The following is an 18,217-nucleotide window of genomic DNA, read 5'->3' on the forward strand; positions in this document are numbered from 1 at the left end:
ACGCGAACGGACTCGCGCACCCTCCCGACGCCCTCAGGCCGTGCGCTTCCGACGGCGCACGGCGACAGCGCCCGCCGTCAGCAGCATCAGCGCGAGCGCGACAGCCGCGATGGGCAGCTCCGAACCGGTGGCGGCGAGGCCACCGGAGGCAGCCGTGATGCGGATGTCTGCCCAGCCGCGCAGCGTGCCGTCGGCGGCGTACACCGCGATCCGGTGAGCGCCGAGCGCGGCATCCGCCGGGATCGTGACGGTCAGGGCTCCGGATGCCGAGAGCGATCCGGTCGCGATGCGCACCGGGTCGGAGTACATCCAGACCGCGACGTCCTCGCCCGCGGCATCCGCCCCGACCGTGACCGTGACCTTCTGGCCGCGCGTCGCGACCGCCGGGTCCACCGTCACGCCGTTGCGGTTGCCGTCGACCAGATCCGTGCCGGGCAGCGGTGGCGTCTCCCCGCCGGGGTTCTCGCCGTCGACGCCCGGAAGGGTACCGACGCGCAGCGCCTCCGAGGCGAACCCGTCGGCGAACCACCAGACCGGGCGCTGACCGTCGACCGACAGCGAGGCCGGCGCCGTGGCGAAGCCCTCGTTGTTGATGTCGGGCATGCCGGCGGGGCGCGCGTAGTGCGCGATCCCCGGCTTCGCGGTACCGTTCAGCGTGATCTCGGCCGAGCGGCCCTGGCATCCGTCGTCGCAGACCGCCCACAGCGTGTTCCGCACGGTGTCGTAGTCCAGCCCCATCACACCGGTGAGGCCGGGCGCGATCTCGGACACGAGCGTCGCCGTGCCGTCTGCGCCGAGCGAGAAGCCGTACACGTGCCCGTTGTCCTCGACGGCGACGAAGAACAGCCCGTCGCCGTGACCCGCGTAGCCCGACGGGTCGTACGCCGCGCCCGTGTTGTCGTCGAAGAGCTTCCCCGCGAGCGCCACGTCGGGCACCCACTGGACCGCCTCCATGCCGAGGTTGGCTCCGACGGCCGGCAGCAGCGCGGTCAGATCCCACTCCTGCTCCGCGACGAGGTCGCCCGCCGCGGCATCCGGATCCACCTTCAGCACGACGTTCTGGTTCACGCCCTTCGCACTGTTGTCGCGCTCGGAGGCGACGTAGACGCTGCCCGCACCATCGACCGTGATGCCCTCGGTGTCCGGGCCCGCGGCGCCGGGGTCGGCGGCATCCTTCTGGAAACGGATCCGCTTGCCCTCATCCCAGCCGTCGACCTTCTCGACCGAGCCGTCGGCGTGCGCCTCGAGCTTCCAGATGCGGCCCTCGCCGTTGTCGACGGCCCAGAGGAACGCGCCGTCGGCGGTCTCCTGCACGTCGAGACCCGAGCTGTCCTCGAGGAACGTCGGGACCTCATCGAGCGCGCGCACGTCCGCGGATCCGGGCCACGGCGAGACGACGACCTCGCCGTCGCACACGTTCGCGGCACCCTTGGTCGGTTCTGCCGTGACCGCGAACACACCCGTGGCGTCGGGGCAGCGGCCCCAGGTCGTCGCCGCGTGCCCCTCACCCCAGGTGGCCTCATCGATCAGCAGGTCGCCGTCGAACAGGCGCACCGCGTCGCCGCCGCCGAGGCCGAAGCCCAGCTGCTCGCGCTCGATCACGAGGTATCCGCCGGCCGGGATCGAGGAGCCTGCCGGGATCGCGTAGGCGTGCGCGTCGTCATCGTCCTTCACGACGATGCCCGAGACGTCGAGGGTCCCGGTCGTCGGGTTCACCAGCTCCACCCAGTCGTCCGGGGAGCCGCCGTCGGACTCGACCTCGTTGATCCGCACCGGGTTGCCGCAGGCGTTGCGAAGCCCCTTGGTCGAGACGGCGACGTCGGCGAACTCGCCCGTGCCCTCGGCGCAGCGCGCCCAGACGCCATCGGCGTGGGTCGCGTACACGTGCTCGTCGACCGTGTTGCCGTTGGCGTCGCGGATCGTCACAGTGTCGCCGTTCCCGAGCCCGAAGCTGAAGTTCGCGGGCTGGTCGAACACGAAGAAGGCGCCGGGCTCGAGGACCGTGCCGGCCGGAAGCGGCGTGGTCTCGGAGGCGTGGCCGTTCGGGTCGTTGTCCATCACGGACCAGCCGGAGAGGTCGACCGCCGTCGCGCCGGTGTTGACGACCTCGACCCAGTCGGTCGTGTCGCCGTTCGACTCGACCTCGTTGATGACCACGTCGGGCATCACGCAGGAGTTCGCCGCACCCGGAGTGGGGTGGGCCAGCAGGAACGCTCCCTCGCCGTCGGGGCAGCGCGCCAGGGTCGCCGCCGCGAAGTCGCCGTCGATCGCCGCGTGCCCCTCCCAGGGAAGCGTGTCGTCGATCATCGTCCCCGTGGTGTCGTACAGCCGGATACGGTCGGCGCTGCCGATGCCGATCGGGTCGCGGAACGCGGTCTCGACACCGCCGACGAGTCCGATGGTCCCCTCCTCCACGACGAGGAACGCGCCCGCGTCGATCGTCGTGCCCGGCAGGAACTGCCAGCGGTGGTCGTCGGAGTTGTCGCGGATCTCGTAGCCCGAGATGTCGAGGGCCGCGTCGCCGGGGTTGTGGAACTCGACCCAGTCGGCGGGCTGCGAATCCACCTCGTTGATCACGATCGCGCCCGAGACGGGCGCCACGGTGCAGTCGTTCGCCGCTCCCGGCGTGGCAGCCGTCGCGTGCGCCCAGTCACCTGTGCCGTCGGGGCAGCGCGACCAGTCCGACAGCGGTGCGGTGTTCTCGTACGCGTACGCGTCGATCTCCGCTCCGGCCGGATCGAACAGCACGACCTCGTCGCCCTTGCCGAGACCGAAGGAGAAGTCGACGTCCTTCACGAGCACCAGGAACTCGCCGGGAGCCAGCGACGTGCCCTCGGGTGCGAACCCGAAGGTGTCGCGCTTCTCGTCGGCGATGTACCAGCCGTCGAGATCGACCGCCTCGCTGCCGGCGTTGTAGAGCTCGACCTGATCGGCGAGACCGGTCGCCGCGTCGTCGTAGATGATCTCGTTGAGCACGAGACCCGCGGTCGCGGTCGCGCCCGGAGCCTCTTCGAAGGGGCGGATGCCGGGATCGGCGCCGACTGCGGCGGCCGGGGTGGCGAGCAGGGCGGCGGCGCTGAGGGCGCACGCGGCCGTGACCGCCGCTGCGAAGTGCAGGCGGGGCATGGAGGACTCCTGGCTAGGGGTTCAGACGGGTAGGCCTCCAGACCACCGAGTCCGCGTGGCCGCGGGACGACCCGCACGTGCACGGCAGGTGAACGACAGGTGGCCGTTCAGCTCTGCATGACACAATCGATCCATGCGCACGATCCTCAACATCATCTGGGTGATCCTGGCGGGATGGGCTCTGTTCCTCGGCTACATCCTGGCCGGTGTGCTGCTGTGCATCCCGATCATCACGATCCCGTGGGCGATCGCGTCGTTCCGCATCGCGCGCTACGCGATCTGGCCGTTCGGCCGCGAGGTCGTCAGCAAGCCGACCGCCGGCGTCGGCTCCTTCCTCGGCAATGTGCTCTGGGTGATCCTCGCCGGCTGGTGGCTCGCGATCGGGCACATCATCTCGGGCATCGCGCTGTGCATCACGATCATCGGCATCCCGATGGGCATCGCCGACTTCAAGATGGTGCCGGTCTCGCTGATGCCGCTCGGCAAGGAGATCGTCTCCACCCGCAAGGGCGCTTTCGACCGCACGCTCTGACGCCGGCGCCGCGCGTCAGCTGCGGAAGAAGCTCACGCCGAGGTCCGGGTGGTCGACGAACACCCCGTCCACTCCCGTGCGGGCGATCACACCCCACTCCGACTCGTAGTCGCCGAAGGCCCCCTTGCCTCCGGGGCCGCGGAACTCCGCCGCGAGGAACGCGTTCTCCGGGCGGCACGTCCACGTGAAGACCTTGAGGCCCCGCTCGTGCGCATCCTCGACGATCGTGTTGCCCCGAGCCAGCAGCATCCGCTTGCTCACGCTGATCCCGTCGACCTTCCCGACCAGTCCGTCGAGACCACGGGGCGTCACGGTCGCCTTGTAGGTGAGCGCCTGCTTGCCCTCGGCGACGAGCAGATCGTACGGGCGCCCCGCCGCCTCGATGAGGTACACGAACGACGCCGCGATCCCCCGCGCGCGCAGCTGGCCGAGCACGGTGGACTCGAAGCACTCGATGATCAGCGGCAGCTCTCCGTCGGCCCAGCCCGCGTCGCGGAGCTCCTGCTCGATGAGCGGCGCCAGGTCCAGGCCGATGCTGGCGAAGTACGTCGCGTGCTTGACCTCGAGCACGACGCCGATCTCGCGCCCGTGCTCCGCCGAGCCCTCGCGCACGATGTCGAGCACGTCGCGGAGGCGGAGGATCGCCTGGGAGTCGTCGAAGCTCGCGCTGGTCGCGCGCACCTCGGGCAGCCGCTCGCGCCCGCGCAGGGTCGACAGCTCCGCCCAGGTGAAGTCCTCGGTGAACCAGCCCGTCAGCGCCTGCCCGTCGACGCGCTTGGTCGTCTTGCGGTCGGCGAACTCCGGATGCCGGGCGATGTCGGTGGTGCCGGAGATCTCGTTCTCGTGGCGGACGACCAGGACGCCGTCCTTCGTGGCGACGACGTCGGGCTCGACCGCGTCGACACCCATCGCGAGTGCGAGTTCGTAGGAGGAACGGCTGTGCTCCGGGCGGTAGCCGGGCGCACCGCGATGCCCGATGACGAGGGGCGATTTCCTTGGCACGCTCTCAGCGTAGAACACCCCATACCCCCCACCACGCGGGTATCGTAGAGGAAAGCGACCTACGACCCCCTTTTGGAGTGAGGCCCACCAATGAGCAACTTCGCCTTCAACAACCCGGCGTTCAAGCAGCAGGATCCGCGCAATGTCGCGACCTACCCGGGCGGACCGCAGGCCGCTCAGGGTGCGCAGAACGCCTCCTTCCAGCACGCCACGATGGATGCCGCGGCCAACGCGCAGCTCGAGGGCATGTACGCGGCACCTCCCGCCGGAGCGATCGAGACCGACCGGATGTCCGTCGAGGACACCGTCTGGAAGACCGCCGGCCTCTTCGCCATCCTCCTCGTGACCGCAGCCGTCGGCTGGGTCTGGACGCTCGGCGGGGTCGACCTCAGCTCCACGCAGAGCGTCTCGATGCTGCCGTGGATCATCGGCGCCCTCGGCGGCTTCGTGCTCGCCATGGTCATCACGTTCACGTCGCGCAAGAAGGTGCGTCCCGCGCTGATCTTCGCCTACGCGGCCTTCGAGGGCCTGTTCGTCGGTGGCATCTCGGCGTTCTTCGAGATCATCTACCCGGGCATCGTCTTCCAGGCGACCCTCGCGACGGTCTCGGTCGTCGGCGTCACGCTGGCCCTCTTCGCGAGCGGCAAGATCCGCGCCTCGAAGAAGGCGACCAAGGTCTTCATGATCGCGATGGTCGGCTACCTCGTCTTCTCGCTGCTGAACCTCGTCCTGATGTGGACGGGCGTGCTGCCGGAGGGACAGGCGTTCGGCCTGCTCAGCGCCTCGATCGCCGGCATCCCGCTCGGCCTGATCATCGGTGTGCTCGTCGTCATCATGGCCGCTTACTCGCTGGTGCTCGACTTCGACCAGATCCAGCAGGGCGTCCGCAACGGCGCTCCGCGTCAGTTCGGCTGGATGGGTGCCTTCGGCATCATGGTCACGGTCGTCTGGCTGTACGTCGAGATCCTGCGCATCATCGCGATCGTCCGCAGCAACTGATCACGAGCGCCTGCTGATCTCAGCACGCGTCGAGAGGCCCGTCTCCCTGGGGAGGCGGGCCTCTTGCCATATCCGGGGAGGTGCGCGCAAGGGGGTGTCTTCCAGGGTGACCGAGCGGCATAGTCATCTGCGAGACCCGACACCACGGGTATTCGCAACACAAAGGAGCAGACCATGAGTTTCCTCGGATTCCTTCTTCTCGGCCTCATCGCCGGCGCCATCGCCAAGCTGATCCTCCCGGGCAAGCAGGGCGGCGGATGGATCGTCACGCTCCTGCTCGGCGTGGTCGGCGCCTTCCTCGGCGGCTGGCTCGGATCCGTCATCTTCGGCGTGGGTCTGGAAGAGTTCTGGAGCCTGCAGACCTGGCTCCTCGCGATCGGCGGCGCCATCGTCGTGCTGCTGATCTACGGCCTGATCGTCGGTCGCGGCAGCAAGGCCCGCAACTGAGCGGATACTGACGCCCGCACAGCACCCAGAGGCCCGTCCCTTCGGCAGCGAAAGCTCCCGGAGGGACGGGTCATCTTTCGTGTCCGTGCGCCTTGCGGTTCAGCAGCGCCCTCTCCCGGTCGTTCCCGGCGAGCCCTGCGGCCACGGCGAACTCGCTCCGCGCCTCTTCCTCGCGCCCCAGACGCAGCAGCAGCTCCCCGCGCGTGGCCGGCAGCAGATGGTAGCCCCGCAGCACGCCGGACGAGGACAGCTGGTCGATGATCCGCAGCGCCGATGCCGGCCCCGTGGCCATCGCCACCGCGGCGGCCCGGTTCAGCTCGACCACCGGTGACGGAGCGATCCGGCCCAGCGCTTCGTAGAGGAGCACGATCCGGTCCCAGTCCGTGTCGTCGACGGATGCCGCGACGGCATGGCACTCGGCGATCGCGGCCTGCAGGCTGTACGCCCCGCGACCGCGACCGACGGCATCCGCCGCAGCCAGCGCCGCACGACCCCGCGAGATGCGGCTGCGATCCCAGCGGCGCCGGTCCTGGTCGGCCAGCAGCACCGGATCGCCGTTCGCGTCCACGCGGGCGGGGAAACGCGCCGCGGTCAGCTCCATGAGCGCGAGCAGACCGTGCACCTCGGGCTCTCCCGGCATGAGCGCCGCCAGCACTCTGCCCAGCCGGATCGCCTCATCGCTGAGCTCCGGCCGCATCCAGTCCGGACCGCTCGACGCCGCATGAGCCTCGTTGAAGATCAGGTACAGCACGCCCAGGATCGCTCCGAGGCGCTGCGCGTGCTCCTCGCGAGGCGGCACCTCGAACGGCGCGTTCGCGGCGGCCAGCGTCTTCTTCGCACGCACGATCCGCTGCTGCACGGTCGCGGTCGGCACGAGGAAGGCCCGCGCGATCTCCTCGCTCGACAGACCTGCGACGACGCGGAGCGTGAGGGCGACCTGCGCCTCCTTCGAGAGCACCGGGTGGCACGCGATGAAGATCAGGCGCAGGACGTCATCGTCCACGGCATCCGGATCCCACAGCATGTCGCCCGCTTCCGCCTGCTCGCGCTCCAGGTCGTGGGCCAGCAGCGCGACCCGCGCGTCCAGCCGCTCGCGGCGACGCCAGCCGTCAATGGCCTTCCGCTTCGCGACCGCGGTCAGCCAGGCCGCCGCGTTGCGCGGAACGCCCTCGACCGGCCACTGCCTCAGCGCGTCCACCAGCGCCTCCTGCGCGAGGTCCTCTGCGAGACCGAAGTCGCCGACGAGACGAGTGAGCGCGCCGACGATGCGGGCGGATTCGATGCGCCACACAGCAGCGACGACGCGCTCCACCGACCCCTGATCGGGGGCGGAGCGCGCCGTCTCGCTGCGAGAGGAGTCGTCCATCACTGCTGTGCGCGCTGAGCCTGCTCCTCGCGCCAGCCCTCTTCCTTCTGGATCCACTCGTTGTCGGCGGGGAAGTCCTCGACACCGGTCACCCGACGCACCTCGAGGAACGAACCGGGCCCGAGGGGAGCACGGCTCGCCCACTCCGCAGCCTCTTCACGGCTGGAGACCTCGATGATCCAGAACCCGTTGAAGAGCTCCTTGGTCTCACCGTAGGGGCCGTCGGTGATCAGGGGCGTCTCGGCGCTGAAGTCGACGACGAAGCCCTCGGCGGCATCCGTCAGTCCCTCGCCCGCTGCCAGCACGCCGGCCTTGATCATGGACTCGTTGTACTTTCCCATGGCCTCGATGACCTCTTCGAACGGCATCTCCTTGAAGGACTCCACCGCTTCGTCGGTCGCGCGCATGATGAGCATGTACTTCATGATGTTCTCCTTGTTCGAGGGGGGCCGTCTCTCGACCCTCTCATCACAGACGTCGAACGGGAATGCCCCGGATCGACATCCTCGGGAGATTTTCTTGAAATTCTTTTTCTGCGGTCGTTCCGGTCGCGCTTTCGGCCGCCCCTCGCCGGCCGAGGCGGCAGGAATTGCGACCGGAGCGGCGCGAGAGACGGAGCTCAGCGACGCGAAGGACGCGAGACCGCGTCCCGGATCACCGCGGCGAGAGCGGCGAGGGAGTGCTCGGGGTTCCAGGCCGCTGCGACCGCGGGGGCCTCGGCGCTGAGCCGCGCGCGCCACTCGTCATCAGTGAGCACGCGCCGCAGGGCGTCGCCCAGGGCCTCGACGTCGCCGCCGGGGACCAGGACTCCCCCGCCCTGCTGCAGCACATCGCGGATGCCGTAGCGCACGTCGTAGGCGATGACGGGCGCACCATGCAGCAGCGCCTCGACCACTCCGAGCGGCTGGCCTTCGAACGCCGTGGACGTCACGACGACGGACGCACGATCGAGCACCCGCCCCGGGTCGTCGGTATAGCCCGCGAGCAGGATCCGCTCCCCCGCATCGAGCTCGTCGAGCAGGGTCTGGATCTTCTCGTGCTCGGCTCCCTCGCCCCAGATCTCCAGCCGGGCACCTGGAACATCGGCGGCGAGGAATGCGCGGATCGCCTGATCGACGCGCTTGGCGGGAGCGAGCCGCCCGAGCACGACGACGAGGCCGTCCTCGCGCAGGTCATCCCGCCGCTCGACCGGTGTGATGGGGTTGGGGACGACGACGTGCCGCGCCGCGTCGCCGAACCGGGCCACCACGTCGTCGCGCTGCGTCTCGGTCGGCCACACCACCGCGTCGAACCGGTCGGCGAGCGCGAGCCAGCGCTTCCAGAACACGCTCATCGGCGCATCCGGGGTGAACGGCGCTTCGAGGTGGATGGTGTGGATCGGGTGGATGATGCGCACACGGGGATCCGACCAGTCCGCGACGAGCTCGCCGAGCTGTCGGGACTCGCAGATCACGACGATGCGGCGGTCGCCGAAGGACGCCGTGACGTGGTCGAGCCACGCACAGTACAGCCCGCGGAACCCGCGGACACCGCCCACAACCTCCCCCGATGCATCGTGGATCAGCACGGGCTGCGCGGTGAGATGCCAGTCGGGATTCCCGGGGATGACCGGCAGCGCCGCGAACGGGCGGCCGTCGGCGTCCTCGAGCACCCGGTACTCGATACCGGGCTCGGGTGCCGCCGCAGCATCCGCCGCCGCGAGGAGCCAGGCTGCCGCTCCCCCGCCGGGCGCGGCAGCCTCATCGAAGAGATTGCGCATCCGCGACGGGTCGGTCAGCTCGCCGTGCTCGGCGAAGAACGCCCGGTGCTCCGCGTGCGCGGCCGCCGTACCGGGATCGAAAGTGAGCAGCTGCGGCCCACAGCCGTCGGCGACGCCGGCACGGGCCAGCTGCCGGGCGCGGGCCAGCGAGGCGATCGTGTATCCGCCGTCCCGGCCCGGGATCAGACGGCTGGACAACACCAGGTACTCGGCGTCGGGGAGCTCCCCGGCCGCCGTATCCGGGGACACGGCGTCCCCTACTCCCACTCGATCGTTCCCGGCGGCTTCGACGTCACGTCGAGCACGACGCGGTTCACGTCGCGGACGCCGTTCGTGATGCGGTTCGAGATCTTCGACAGCACGTCGTAGGGCAGTCGGGTCCAGTCGGCCGTCATGGCGTCTTCGCTGGAGACCGGGCGCAGCACGATCGGGTGGCCGTAGGTGCGGCCGTCGCCCTGAACGCCGACCGAGCGCACGTCGGCGAGGAGCACGACGGGGCACTGCCAGATCTCCTGGTCGAGGCCGGCCTTCGTCAGCTCCTCGCGAGCGATCGCGTCGGCTTCACGCAGAATCTCGAGACGGTCAGCGGTGACCTCACCGATGATCCGGATGCCGAGACCGGGCCCCGGAAAGGGCTGGCGGCCGACGATGGCCTCGGGGATGCCGAGCTCGCGGCCGATCGCGCGGACCTCGTCCTTGAACAGCGCGCGCAGCGGCTCGATGAGCTCGAAGTCGAGGTCGTCGGGAAGTCCGCCCACGTTGTGGTGCGACTTGATGTTCGCGGTGCCCGCTCCGCCGCCGGACTCGACGACGTCGGGGTACAGCGTGCCCTGCACGAGGAACTTCACCGGAGCGCCACCCGAGGCCTTGGCCTCGGCGACGAGGTCGAGCTGCACCTTCTCGAACGCGCGGATGAACTCGCGGCCGATGATCTTGCGCTTCTCCTCAGGGTCGGTCACGCCCTCGAGGTGGCCGAGGAACGTCTCCGCCGCGTCGACCGTGATGAGCCGCACACCGGTGGACTCGACGTAGTCGTTCTCGACCTGCTCGCGCTCGCCCTTGCGGAGGAGGCCATGGTCGACGAACACCGCGGTGAGCTGGTCGCCGATCGCCTTGTGCACCAGCGCCGTGGAGACCGCGGAGTCGACGCCGCCGGAGAGGGCGGAGATGACGCGGGCGTCACCGACCTGCTCGCGGATGCGCTCGATCTGCTCGGCGATCACGTTGCCGCTGTTCCAGTCAGACGCGAGACCGGCACCCTTGTGCAGGAAGTTCTCGATCACGCGCTGACCGTGGTCGGAGTGCTTCACCTCGGGGTGCCACTGCACCCCGTAGAAGCTGCGCTCCTCGTTCGCGAACGCCGCGACCTTGGTGGCGTCGGTGGTGGCGAGCACCTCGAAGCCCTCCGGCGCCTTCGCGACCTGGTCGCCGTGACTCATCCAGACGTTCTGCTCGGCCGGCTGGCCACCGAGCAGCGTGCCGCCGTCACCCGAGATGACGGCATCCGTCGCACCGTACTCGCGGAGCCCCGTGTGGGCGACCTCGCCGCCGAGGGTCTGGGCCATGTACTGGAAGCCGTAGCAGATGCCGAGCGTGGGGACCCCGAGATCGAACACGGCGGGGTCGAGCCGCGGAGCACCCTCTTCGTAGACCGACGAGGGACCGCCGGAGAGGATGATCGCCACGGGGTTCTTCGCCGCGATCTCCGCGGCCGTGGCGGTGTGCGGCACGATCTCGCTGTACACGCCCGCTTCGCGGACGCGACGGGCGATCAGCTGCGCGTACTGCGCGCCGAAGTCGACGACGAGAGCAGGACGCTGCTCGGTCTCGGAATGCTCGGTCAACGGACACCTTCCGGGGCATTGTTCGGGTGGGTCGCTGAGCTCGTCGAAGCGTCAGCGGCCTCCCTCGTGGCGAGATAGGTCTTCACGTCGCGGGCGACGATCGTCTCCATGATGAAGGACAGCAGCGGGATCACGCCGCCGAGCGCGAGCAGGATGAACCGCAGGAACGGCCAGCGCATCAGGCTCCACATGCGGAAGCACGCGAACAGGTACACGACGTAGAACCAGCCGTGTGCCACCAGGATGAAGAGCGAGAGGTTGAAGCCGTCACCAGTGGACTCGAGACCCTCCGGGCCCTCGACGACCGGTGCGAACCAGAGCGGTCCGCCGGATCCGCCGGCGAAGAGTTCGAGGTGGATCGGCGTGTACTTCAGCACCATCTCGGCGACCAGCAGGAGCAGCATGACTCCGGTGATGATCGACGCGATCTGGTAGAACTTCAGCGCACCGCGGATCGCCGGAAAGCTGGCGACTTTCGGTTCGGGCATGCACCCAGTCTAGACGGCGTGAGAACGGTCCGATTCAGGCGCCGGCACCGCCTCCGCGCATGCACGACTTCGGAGATCGAAGGCGACCCCCGGGGGGGTCCGGTCCGTTCCGGCGGCGTGTTGCTCCCCATCTCCGCCGTTGTGCGCGGGATGCCGCCTCAGGGCGCGGGCGGACGCGCGACCAGCAGTTCGCCATCGCCGCTGACCTCGAGACGGCCCGCGGCCGCAGGCACGAGCACGGTCGCCCCTGCCGCGAGCGACTGCCCTGCAAGATCGACCGCACCGGCGGTCACGATCACGATCGCGAAACCGGGCTCGAGGATGGCCGCGCCGTGCACCGGCATCCGCACGAGTCGGAAGTACTCGTCGGCATCGCGGGGGAACACCGATCCCGACGACGGCGCGGCGTGCACGAGCGCACCCATCTCGGCGACGCTCCGCGCCGTCCGCGTCACCGCGGTGAGCGCGAGGTCGAAGCCGAGACCCAGATGCCCCTCCTGAGGCCCATTGATCTCGAAGCCCTCCCATTCGAGCAGGATCGACAGGTCCTCGGGCTGCTGCAGCTCGAGCAGCAGCACGCCTGCACCGATCGCATGAAGCTCGCCGGGAGGAACCCAGACGACATCGCCCGGATGCACCTCGATGACATGCAGGAGTCCGAGCAGAGCCTCGACGTCCTGACGCGCGACGAGATCGGCGAGGGTCTCGACCGCGACGTCCTCCCGCAGCCCGACGTGCACCGTGCCGCCCTCGAGGATGTACCAGGCCTCGGCCTTGCCGTGCGTGCGGCCCAGATGCGAGGCGGCGAAGTCGTCGTGCGGGTGGGCGTGCACCGGCAGGCGCTGGCCGGCGTCGAGGAGCTTGACCAGCAGACGGGCGTCCGAACCCCAACGCCGTGCGTGGCGGTCGCCGAGCCAGGCGACGGGATCCGCCTCGATCGCGTCACGGAGGAGCCGCCCGTCCGGGAGCGTCGTGAGGCCCAGTGCTTCCTCGCCGCGGATGGTCGTGGTGGATCCGACCCAGTCCTCCGGCTCGCGTGGAGCCGCCTCCTCCTCTCCACGGAACGCGGAGATGCGCGCGCCTCCGCGGTAGAAGCGCTCCGGCGGACGATTCGAGGGGAGGACGATCGGGTTCACTGCTGCTCTCCGCTCCGGGCGTGCGCGGCGAGGAACCCGCCGACGAAGGTGTCGCCGAGGCCGATGGTGGTCGGCGATGCGACATCGAGAGAGAAGGCGGCGACGCCGACGGCATCCGGAATCGTGTCCTCGATCGCACGGACGAGCGCGACTCCCCCGGCATGCCGATCCATAGCGGCCGTCTCCGCCGCGTCCGCGGCCGTGAAGCCGTCTCCGAGCCGGAAGCGGGTCGCAGCCACCCGTACCGCGCTCTCCAGAGCCTCTCGATGGCGGGCTGCATCCGGTCCGACCGCGAGCGCCCAGCAGCGCGTGTGCACCACGAGGGCGGGCACGGGGATCAGCCGGTGGATCTCCTCGAGCGCCGGGGCGACCTGCGCCGGATCGAGCAGATCGACCGCTCTGCCGAGATACTCCTGCAGTTCGTCCTCGTTCATCCCGTACACCTGGATGTGCGGCAGCAGCCGTGCCCGCACCGTCTCGGCGAAGGTGCGGGTGTAGAACCCGGCGTCCTCGTAGTAGACCAGGGCCCCCACCGCCAAGCGCGCCATCGCGGTGAGGAGCTCGCTCAGCCGACGCACCAGCAGGTCGTGATCCTGCATCGTGTTGAACCCCGAGATGAGGAACGCGGAGGCGTCGGCGAGCGCATCGGACAAGTCGGCGGCGATCGCCATCGTCCGATTCGGCGGATCGTTGGCGAAGATGAGCCGATTGGCCGCGGGCGAGACCACCTCGCCGTCCGTGAGGCGAACATGCGCCCCCGCCGGATACTGCACGATCAGGTGCGGGTCCAGGGTGTCCCCCTCGGCGGACGACACGATCGTGATCCTGTCGGGAAGCAGCCGGCGCACGTTGTCGTCGATGCTCACCAGATGCTGCACGCTCGGGATGCCGAGGCTGTCGAGCACCAACCCGGCGCGGACTCCCGTGCCGCCGAGTGTCACCTCGTACGCGAAGTGCGCGGCGAAGCGCTCGACGACCTCGGAGGATGCGACGAAGCGCTCCGCCCCGATCCCGTCGGCGGCGAAGGCGAGGATCGCGACCAGGAGGGAGCGCTCGTCGACGATGGGCGCCGTGGTCGTGAGCTCGTCCATGCGCACGTCATGCGCATGGACGAGCTGCTCGAGAACAGCGGAATCCCACCGCAGCTCGTAGTCGACCGTGCCGCCGAGCCCGAGCACCAGCTGCCTGTCCACATCGCCGATCATCCGTCGAGCGTCCTCACTGTCGATTCGTGTGCGTCAGTAGAGACCGGCCTTGCCGTCGGCACCGAACAGCTTGATCTTCTCAGCCGCCGTGGCCTTCATGGCGGCGATCGGCTCAGGCTGGATCGCGTTCGGCTCGCGCAGACGCTCGTCGGTGCCGAGGATCTCGCGCATGCGGTTGTGGTAGGCCACCTTGATGTCGCTGGAGATGTTGATCTTGTTGACGCCGAGCTCGACGGCGCGGCGCAGCTCGGAGTCGGGGTTCGATGATCCGCCGTGCAGGACGAGCGGGATGCCGACGGCGGCCTTGATCTGCTCGAGCAGGTCGTGGCGCAGCTCGGGGTTCTTCTCGGCCGGGTAGAGCCCGTGCGAGGTGCCGATCGCGATGGCCAGGCTGTCGACGCCGGTCTCCTGCACGAAGCGCACCGCATCGTCGGGGTTGGTGTAGATGATCTCCGCCGCACCCGACTCGCCGTAGCTGTCGTTGGCGCCGATCGTGCCGAGCTCGCCCTCGACCTGCACGCCGACCGCGTGCGCGGCCTCGACGACCTTGCGGGTCAGCGCGACGTTCTCCTCGAACGGCAGCAGCGAGGCGTCGATCATGACCGAGGTGAAGCCGGCCTGGAACGCCGTGATCATCTGCTCGTACGTGCCGCCGTGATCCCAATGGATCGCGACCGGGACGCTCGCCCTGTGGGCACGCGAGCGCATCGCGGTGATCAGATCGGTCGTGATGTGCGAGACCTCGTCGGGGTGGATCGCGATGATGACCGGGGCGTTCAGTTCCTCGCTGATGTCGATGATGCCGGTGAACATCGCCCAGTCGCTGATGTTGAACGCCGGGATCGCGAAGTTGTTCGCATTGGCGACGTCGAGGATGGATTTGCCGGTGTAGAGCACGTGTTTCTCCTGTTTCGTGGTGGTCGTGGGTCCGGTCGGACGGCGTCAGCTCTTCACGGAGCCGGCGGTCAGCCCGCTGATGAAGTAGCGCTGGAAGAAGAGGAAGAGCAGCAGCACGGGGATCGAGCCGAGCACGCTCATCGCCATGATCTGGTTCCACTCGTAGGAGTGCTGGCCCATGAGCAGCTGGATGCCGATGGGCACGGTGCGCATGTCGATCGTGCGCGTGAGCGTCAGGGCGAACAGGTACTCGTTCCACGCGATCATGAACGTGTAGATGCCGACCGAGACGATGCCGGGAACCGAGATCGGCACGAGGATCCGCCACAGCGCGGTCATGGATCCGGCGCCGTCCACGCGGACGGCTTCATCGAGCTCGCGCGGCAGGGTGTTGAAGTAGCCGGTCATCATGATGATCGCGTAGGGCAGCGTGAACACCATGTAGGTGAGGATGAGCCCGGCGTAGGAGTTGTAGAGGCCGAGCGCCACCATGAGTCCGAAGTACGGGATCAGCAGCGTGATGGGCGGCACCGCCTGCACGCTCACGATCACCACGTTCAGGATGCGCTTGCCCCGGAAATCGAACCGGCTGAACGCGTAGGCCGCCTGGATCGCCACGATCAGGGTCAGCACGGTCACGGAGCCTGCGACGACGTAGCTGTTCAGGAAGAACCGCATGGTCTCGGGGTTCGTGAAGATCGCGATGTAGGCGTCGAACGAGAAGGTGTCGGTGAGCAGCCGCGGGGGCAGCTCGAAGATCTGGGTGTTGGACTTGAACGAGCTGGACAGCATCCAGAGCACCGGGCCCGCCGCGAAGACCGCGCCGATGAGGAGACCGATGGACACACCCGCGGTGGCGACGCGGCGCTTGCCCTTGACGGTGAGAGCCATGGTCAGTCCCTCGCTTTCTGATGACGGACATAGAACACGGCGAGCACCATCGACATCAGCAGCACGAGGACCGCGGAGGTCGCGGCGAGCGAGAAGTCGTACTTGGCGAACGCCAGCTTGTAGGTGAACGTGCTGAGCACCTCGGTCACGTCGATGGGGCCACCACCCGTCGTCATCCAGATGAGGGCGAACTGCTGGGAGGTCCAGATCAGGTCGAGCAGCACGAGGCTGACGATGATGGGCCGCAGCTGCGGGATCGTGACGTTCCAGAACCGCTGGATCGCGCTCGCACCGTCGACGGTCGCCGCTTCGTTCAGCTCACCGGGGATGCCCTGGAGCCCGGCGAGCAGGCTCACCATGAAGAACGGGTACCCCGCCCAGATGTTGATGAACGTGATGGTGCCGAGCGCGAGCTGCGGAGAAGCGAGCCACTCGATGTCGGTGTTCAGCAGGAAGTTGATCACACCGTTCGGGGCGAGCAGCATGCGCCAGAGGACGGCGATCACCGCGACGGTGAAGAGCCACGGGAGGACGTAGAGGGCCCGGAAGATCGCACGGGCCGCGTGGTGCAGCAGGGTGCTGTTGAGCATCATCGCGAAGCCGAGCCCCAGGACGAGGTGGGCGATCACACTGCCGATGGTGAAGACGAGGGTGTTGCCGGTCGCCTTCCAGAAGCCGGGATCACCGAGGATCTCGACGAAGTTCGCGATGCCGACGAACTCGGGCGACTTGTTCAGGATGACGTTGTCCTGGAACGAGTAGCCGATCACCATGATGATCGGCACGATCATCAGCACGAGGAGCAGGATGATCGTGGGCGACAGGAAGGCGTAGGACTCCGTGGTCTTGCGCAGCTGACGTCGCCGGCGCGACAGCGGCACTCCGGTGACGATCACCTCGGTGTCGTCGGTCGTTCTCAGGCTCATGGGAACCGGTGCTCCTTGGTTGGTCGGGTGCCGCATCGCAACCGCGATGCGGCACCCCGTTCATGCGGGAGGCGGGAGATCAGAACTCCGCTTTCCAGGCCTCCTGGGCTTTCTTGAGCGCATCGTCGATCGACTGCTGGCCGTCGAACGCCGACTGCAGCTGCTCGCCGAGCTGGCGCATGAGCTCCTCCGCGACGGGGAGGCCCGTGAACTCGTTCGCCGGGTATCCCGCCTGGTAGATCTCGAACGCCTTCTTGAACAGCTCGTCGTCCTCGACGAAGGCCGGGACGGATTCCGAGTTGCCGGGGAACGCGTTGGCCATGGTCGAGAGCTCGGAGTTGGTCTCCTCGCTCATGAGGAACGACACGAGCTTGAAGGCGGCATCCTTGTGCTCCGAGTTCTCGGCGACGCCGATGCCCCAGGACGCGTAGGGGATGCCCCGTTCGCCGTCGTAGCCGTCCTCAGCGGGGAGCGCTGAGATCGAGAACTTCAGGTCGGGGTTCGTCTCGCGGATCAGGTTGATGTGCGCGAGCGAGTCGATCATCATTCCGGCGCGGCCGTTGGTGAACTCCTCGACCTTGTCCTGCTCCTTCATCGTGAAGGAGCCGGAGGCGATGACGCCGTCATCCCAGAGACCGCCGATGTACTCGACGGCCGAGGTGACGTCGTCGTTCGTCAGGTCGGGCTGACCGTCCTTCAGCATCGAACCGCCGGATGCCCAGACCCACGACATCACGTCGTTCTGCACGCCGTTCGGCGTCTCGAGCGACAGCGGGAGCACCCAGCCGGAGACGTCTCCGCCGAGGGCGGTGACCTTCGCCGCGGCATCCGCGAACTCCGTGCGGTTCGTCGGCGGCGCGTCGACGCCGGCCTGCGCCAGCAGATCGTCGTTCGTGAACATCGGGTAGACGAAGTTCACGACCGGGATCATGTAGGTGCTGCCGTCGACCTGGATCTGGCTGGCGAGCTGGCTGTCGTCGTAGTCGTTCTCCTTCATCAGCGCGGTGAGGTCGGCGATGACGCCCTGCGAGGCGAAGTCGTTGACCCACGCGCCGTCGAGACCGACGACGTCGGGCATGGTTCCGGATGCCGCACCGGCGAAGAGCTGCTCCTTGGTCGATGCGTACGGACCGCTGACCAGCTCGACGGTGATGCCCGGGTTCGCCTCTTCGAACTTGTCGATGAGCGCACGGAACTCGCCGTCCGGCAGCTCCGGCTCCCACCACTGGGCGAACTCGATCGTGACGTCTTCGCCGTCACCGCCGCCACCGTCTCCCGTCGTGCTGGGCGCGCAGCCCGCCACGGCCAGCAGGGTAACCGCCGCGGTCGCGGCGCCGACGATGTTCCGGGTTCGTCTGCGCCCTCGTCCCACTGTGCTCATCACTTCTCCTCTTCGAGATCGTGCCGCATGACGCGCTTCAATGCTTCTTCATGCGGTTTTGAGCCATGTTATGCCGACATCTGCATGTTCGTCAAGGAGGACTTTGCTGCGATCGGGCGATTCAGTCCCCGAATCTCAGTGATCTCGCCCGCGAATCGCTCCCCGCAGCTTGTGCCGTTTTTTGCACGACTATGCCGTGTTGATTCCCCGAATGTGCT

At 68.5% G+C, this 18,217-nt stretch carries 16 protein-coding genes; 3 read left to right on the forward strand and 13 right to left on the reverse strand.

Annotated elements, in window-relative coordinates; translation table 11 throughout:
* Positions 1 to 33 precede the first annotated feature (33 nt).
* Entirely contained in the window at positions 34 to 3,126 is a 3,093-nt protein-coding gene (locus ABS642_RS08355; RefSeq protein ID WP_350352961.1) for a lamin tail domain-containing protein, read from the reverse strand.
* 133 nt (positions 3,127 to 3,259) lie between these two features.
* On the opposite strand from ABS642_RS08355, the gene ABS642_RS08360 reads away from it, so the two are divergent.
* Complete coding sequence (locus tag ABS642_RS08360; RefSeq protein WP_282214204.1) at positions 3,260 to 3,658, forward strand: YccF domain-containing protein; 399 nt, start codon at positions 3,260 to 3,262, stop codon at positions 3,656 to 3,658.
* A 15-nt stretch (positions 3,659 to 3,673) separates the two neighbouring features.
* On the opposite strand, the gene ABS642_RS08365 is transcribed toward ABS642_RS08360, so the two are convergent.
* Positions 3,674 to 4,660 (reverse strand): glycerophosphodiester phosphodiesterase family protein, encoded by a 987-nt coding sequence (locus ABS642_RS08365; protein WP_350352962.1) that lies wholly within the window; start codon positions 4,658 to 4,660, stop codon positions 3,674 to 3,676.
* Positions 4,661 to 4,750: 90 nt separating this feature from the next.
* Here ABS642_RS08365 and ABS642_RS08370 point away from each other — a divergent pair, with 90 nt between their 5' ends.
* Positions 4,751 to 5,659, forward strand: a complete 909-nt coding sequence (locus ABS642_RS08370) for a Bax inhibitor-1/YccA family protein (protein WP_282214206.1) — start codon at positions 4,751 to 4,753, stop codon at positions 5,657 to 5,659.
* Positions 5,660 to 5,833: 174 nt separating this feature from the next.
* A complete protein-coding gene (locus ABS642_RS08375; RefSeq protein ID WP_116634600.1) occupies positions 5,834 to 6,106 on the forward strand; it encodes a GlsB/YeaQ/YmgE family stress response membrane protein in 273 nt (90 codons plus the stop codon).
* Between the two features lie 70 nt (positions 6,107 to 6,176).
* On the opposite strand, the gene ABS642_RS08380 is transcribed toward ABS642_RS08375, so the two are convergent.
* From ABS642_RS08380 to ABS642_RS08430, 11 genes are all read right to left on the reverse strand, one after another.
* The gene (locus ABS642_RS08380; protein WP_350352963.1) at positions 6,177 to 7,472 is read right to left on the reverse strand and encodes an RNA polymerase sigma factor; all 1,296 of its coding nucleotides are present in this window, start codon (positions 7,470 to 7,472) and stop codon (positions 6,177 to 6,179) included.
* Complete coding sequence (locus ABS642_RS08385; RefSeq protein ID WP_350352964.1) at positions 7,472 to 7,897, reverse strand: YciI family protein; 426 nt, start codon at positions 7,895 to 7,897, stop codon at positions 7,472 to 7,474. The genes ABS642_RS08380 and ABS642_RS08385 overlap by 1 nt, the downstream gene beginning before the upstream one ends.
* 194 nt (positions 7,898 to 8,091) lie before the next feature.
* Complete coding sequence (locus tag ABS642_RS08390) at positions 8,092 to 9,480, reverse strand: glycosyltransferase (RefSeq protein ID WP_350352965.1); 1,389 nt, start codon at positions 9,478 to 9,480, stop codon at positions 8,092 to 8,094.
* Between the two features lie 8 nt (positions 9,481 to 9,488).
* Complete coding sequence (guaA, locus tag ABS642_RS08395; protein WP_282214210.1) at positions 9,489 to 11,075, reverse strand: glutamine-hydrolyzing GMP synthase; 1,587 nt, start codon at positions 11,073 to 11,075, stop codon at positions 9,489 to 9,491.
* Positions 11,072 to 11,563, reverse strand: a complete 492-nt coding sequence (locus tag ABS642_RS08400; protein WP_116634596.1) for a DUF3817 domain-containing protein — start codon at positions 11,561 to 11,563, stop codon at positions 11,072 to 11,074. The genes guaA and ABS642_RS08400 overlap by 4 nt, the downstream gene beginning before the upstream one ends.
* A gap of 158 nt (positions 11,564 to 11,721) precedes the next feature.
* Positions 11,722 to 12,699, reverse strand: a complete 978-nt coding sequence (locus ABS642_RS08405) for a class I mannose-6-phosphate isomerase (protein ID WP_350352966.1) — start codon at positions 12,697 to 12,699, stop codon at positions 11,722 to 11,724.
* Entirely contained in the window at positions 12,696 to 13,904 is a 1,209-nt protein-coding gene (locus tag ABS642_RS08410; protein ID WP_350352967.1) for an ADP-dependent glucokinase/phosphofructokinase, read from the reverse strand. The genes ABS642_RS08405 and ABS642_RS08410 overlap by 4 nt, the downstream gene beginning before the upstream one ends.
* 33 nt (positions 13,905 to 13,937) lie before the next feature.
* Positions 13,938 to 14,801, reverse strand: coding sequence for a ketose-bisphosphate aldolase (locus ABS642_RS08415; RefSeq protein WP_116634594.1), 864 nt, complete (start codon positions 14,799 to 14,801; stop codon positions 13,938 to 13,940).
* 45 nt (positions 14,802 to 14,846) lie between these two features.
* The gene (locus ABS642_RS08420) at positions 14,847 to 15,692 is read right to left on the reverse strand and encodes a carbohydrate ABC transporter permease (protein WP_350352968.1); all 846 of its coding nucleotides are present in this window, start codon (positions 15,690 to 15,692) and stop codon (positions 14,847 to 14,849) included.
* 2 nt (positions 15,693 to 15,694) lie between these two features.
* Complete coding sequence (locus ABS642_RS08425; protein ID WP_282214214.1) at positions 15,695 to 16,618, reverse strand: sugar ABC transporter permease; 924 nt, start codon at positions 16,616 to 16,618, stop codon at positions 15,695 to 15,697.
* A gap of 79 nt (positions 16,619 to 16,697) precedes the next feature.
* Positions 16,698 to 17,999 carry a sugar ABC transporter substrate-binding protein gene (locus tag ABS642_RS08430; RefSeq protein ID WP_282214215.1) on the reverse strand — a complete coding sequence of 434 codons (1,302 nt, stop codon included), beginning with the start codon at positions 17,997 to 17,999 and terminating at the stop codon, positions 16,698 to 16,700.
* Positions 18,000 to 18,217: the final 218 nt, after the last annotated feature.

The organism is Microbacterium sp. A8/3-1, from assembly GCF_040267695.1.
GTDB lineage: Bacteria > Actinomycetota > Actinomycetes > Actinomycetales > Microbacteriaceae > Microbacterium > Microbacterium luteolum.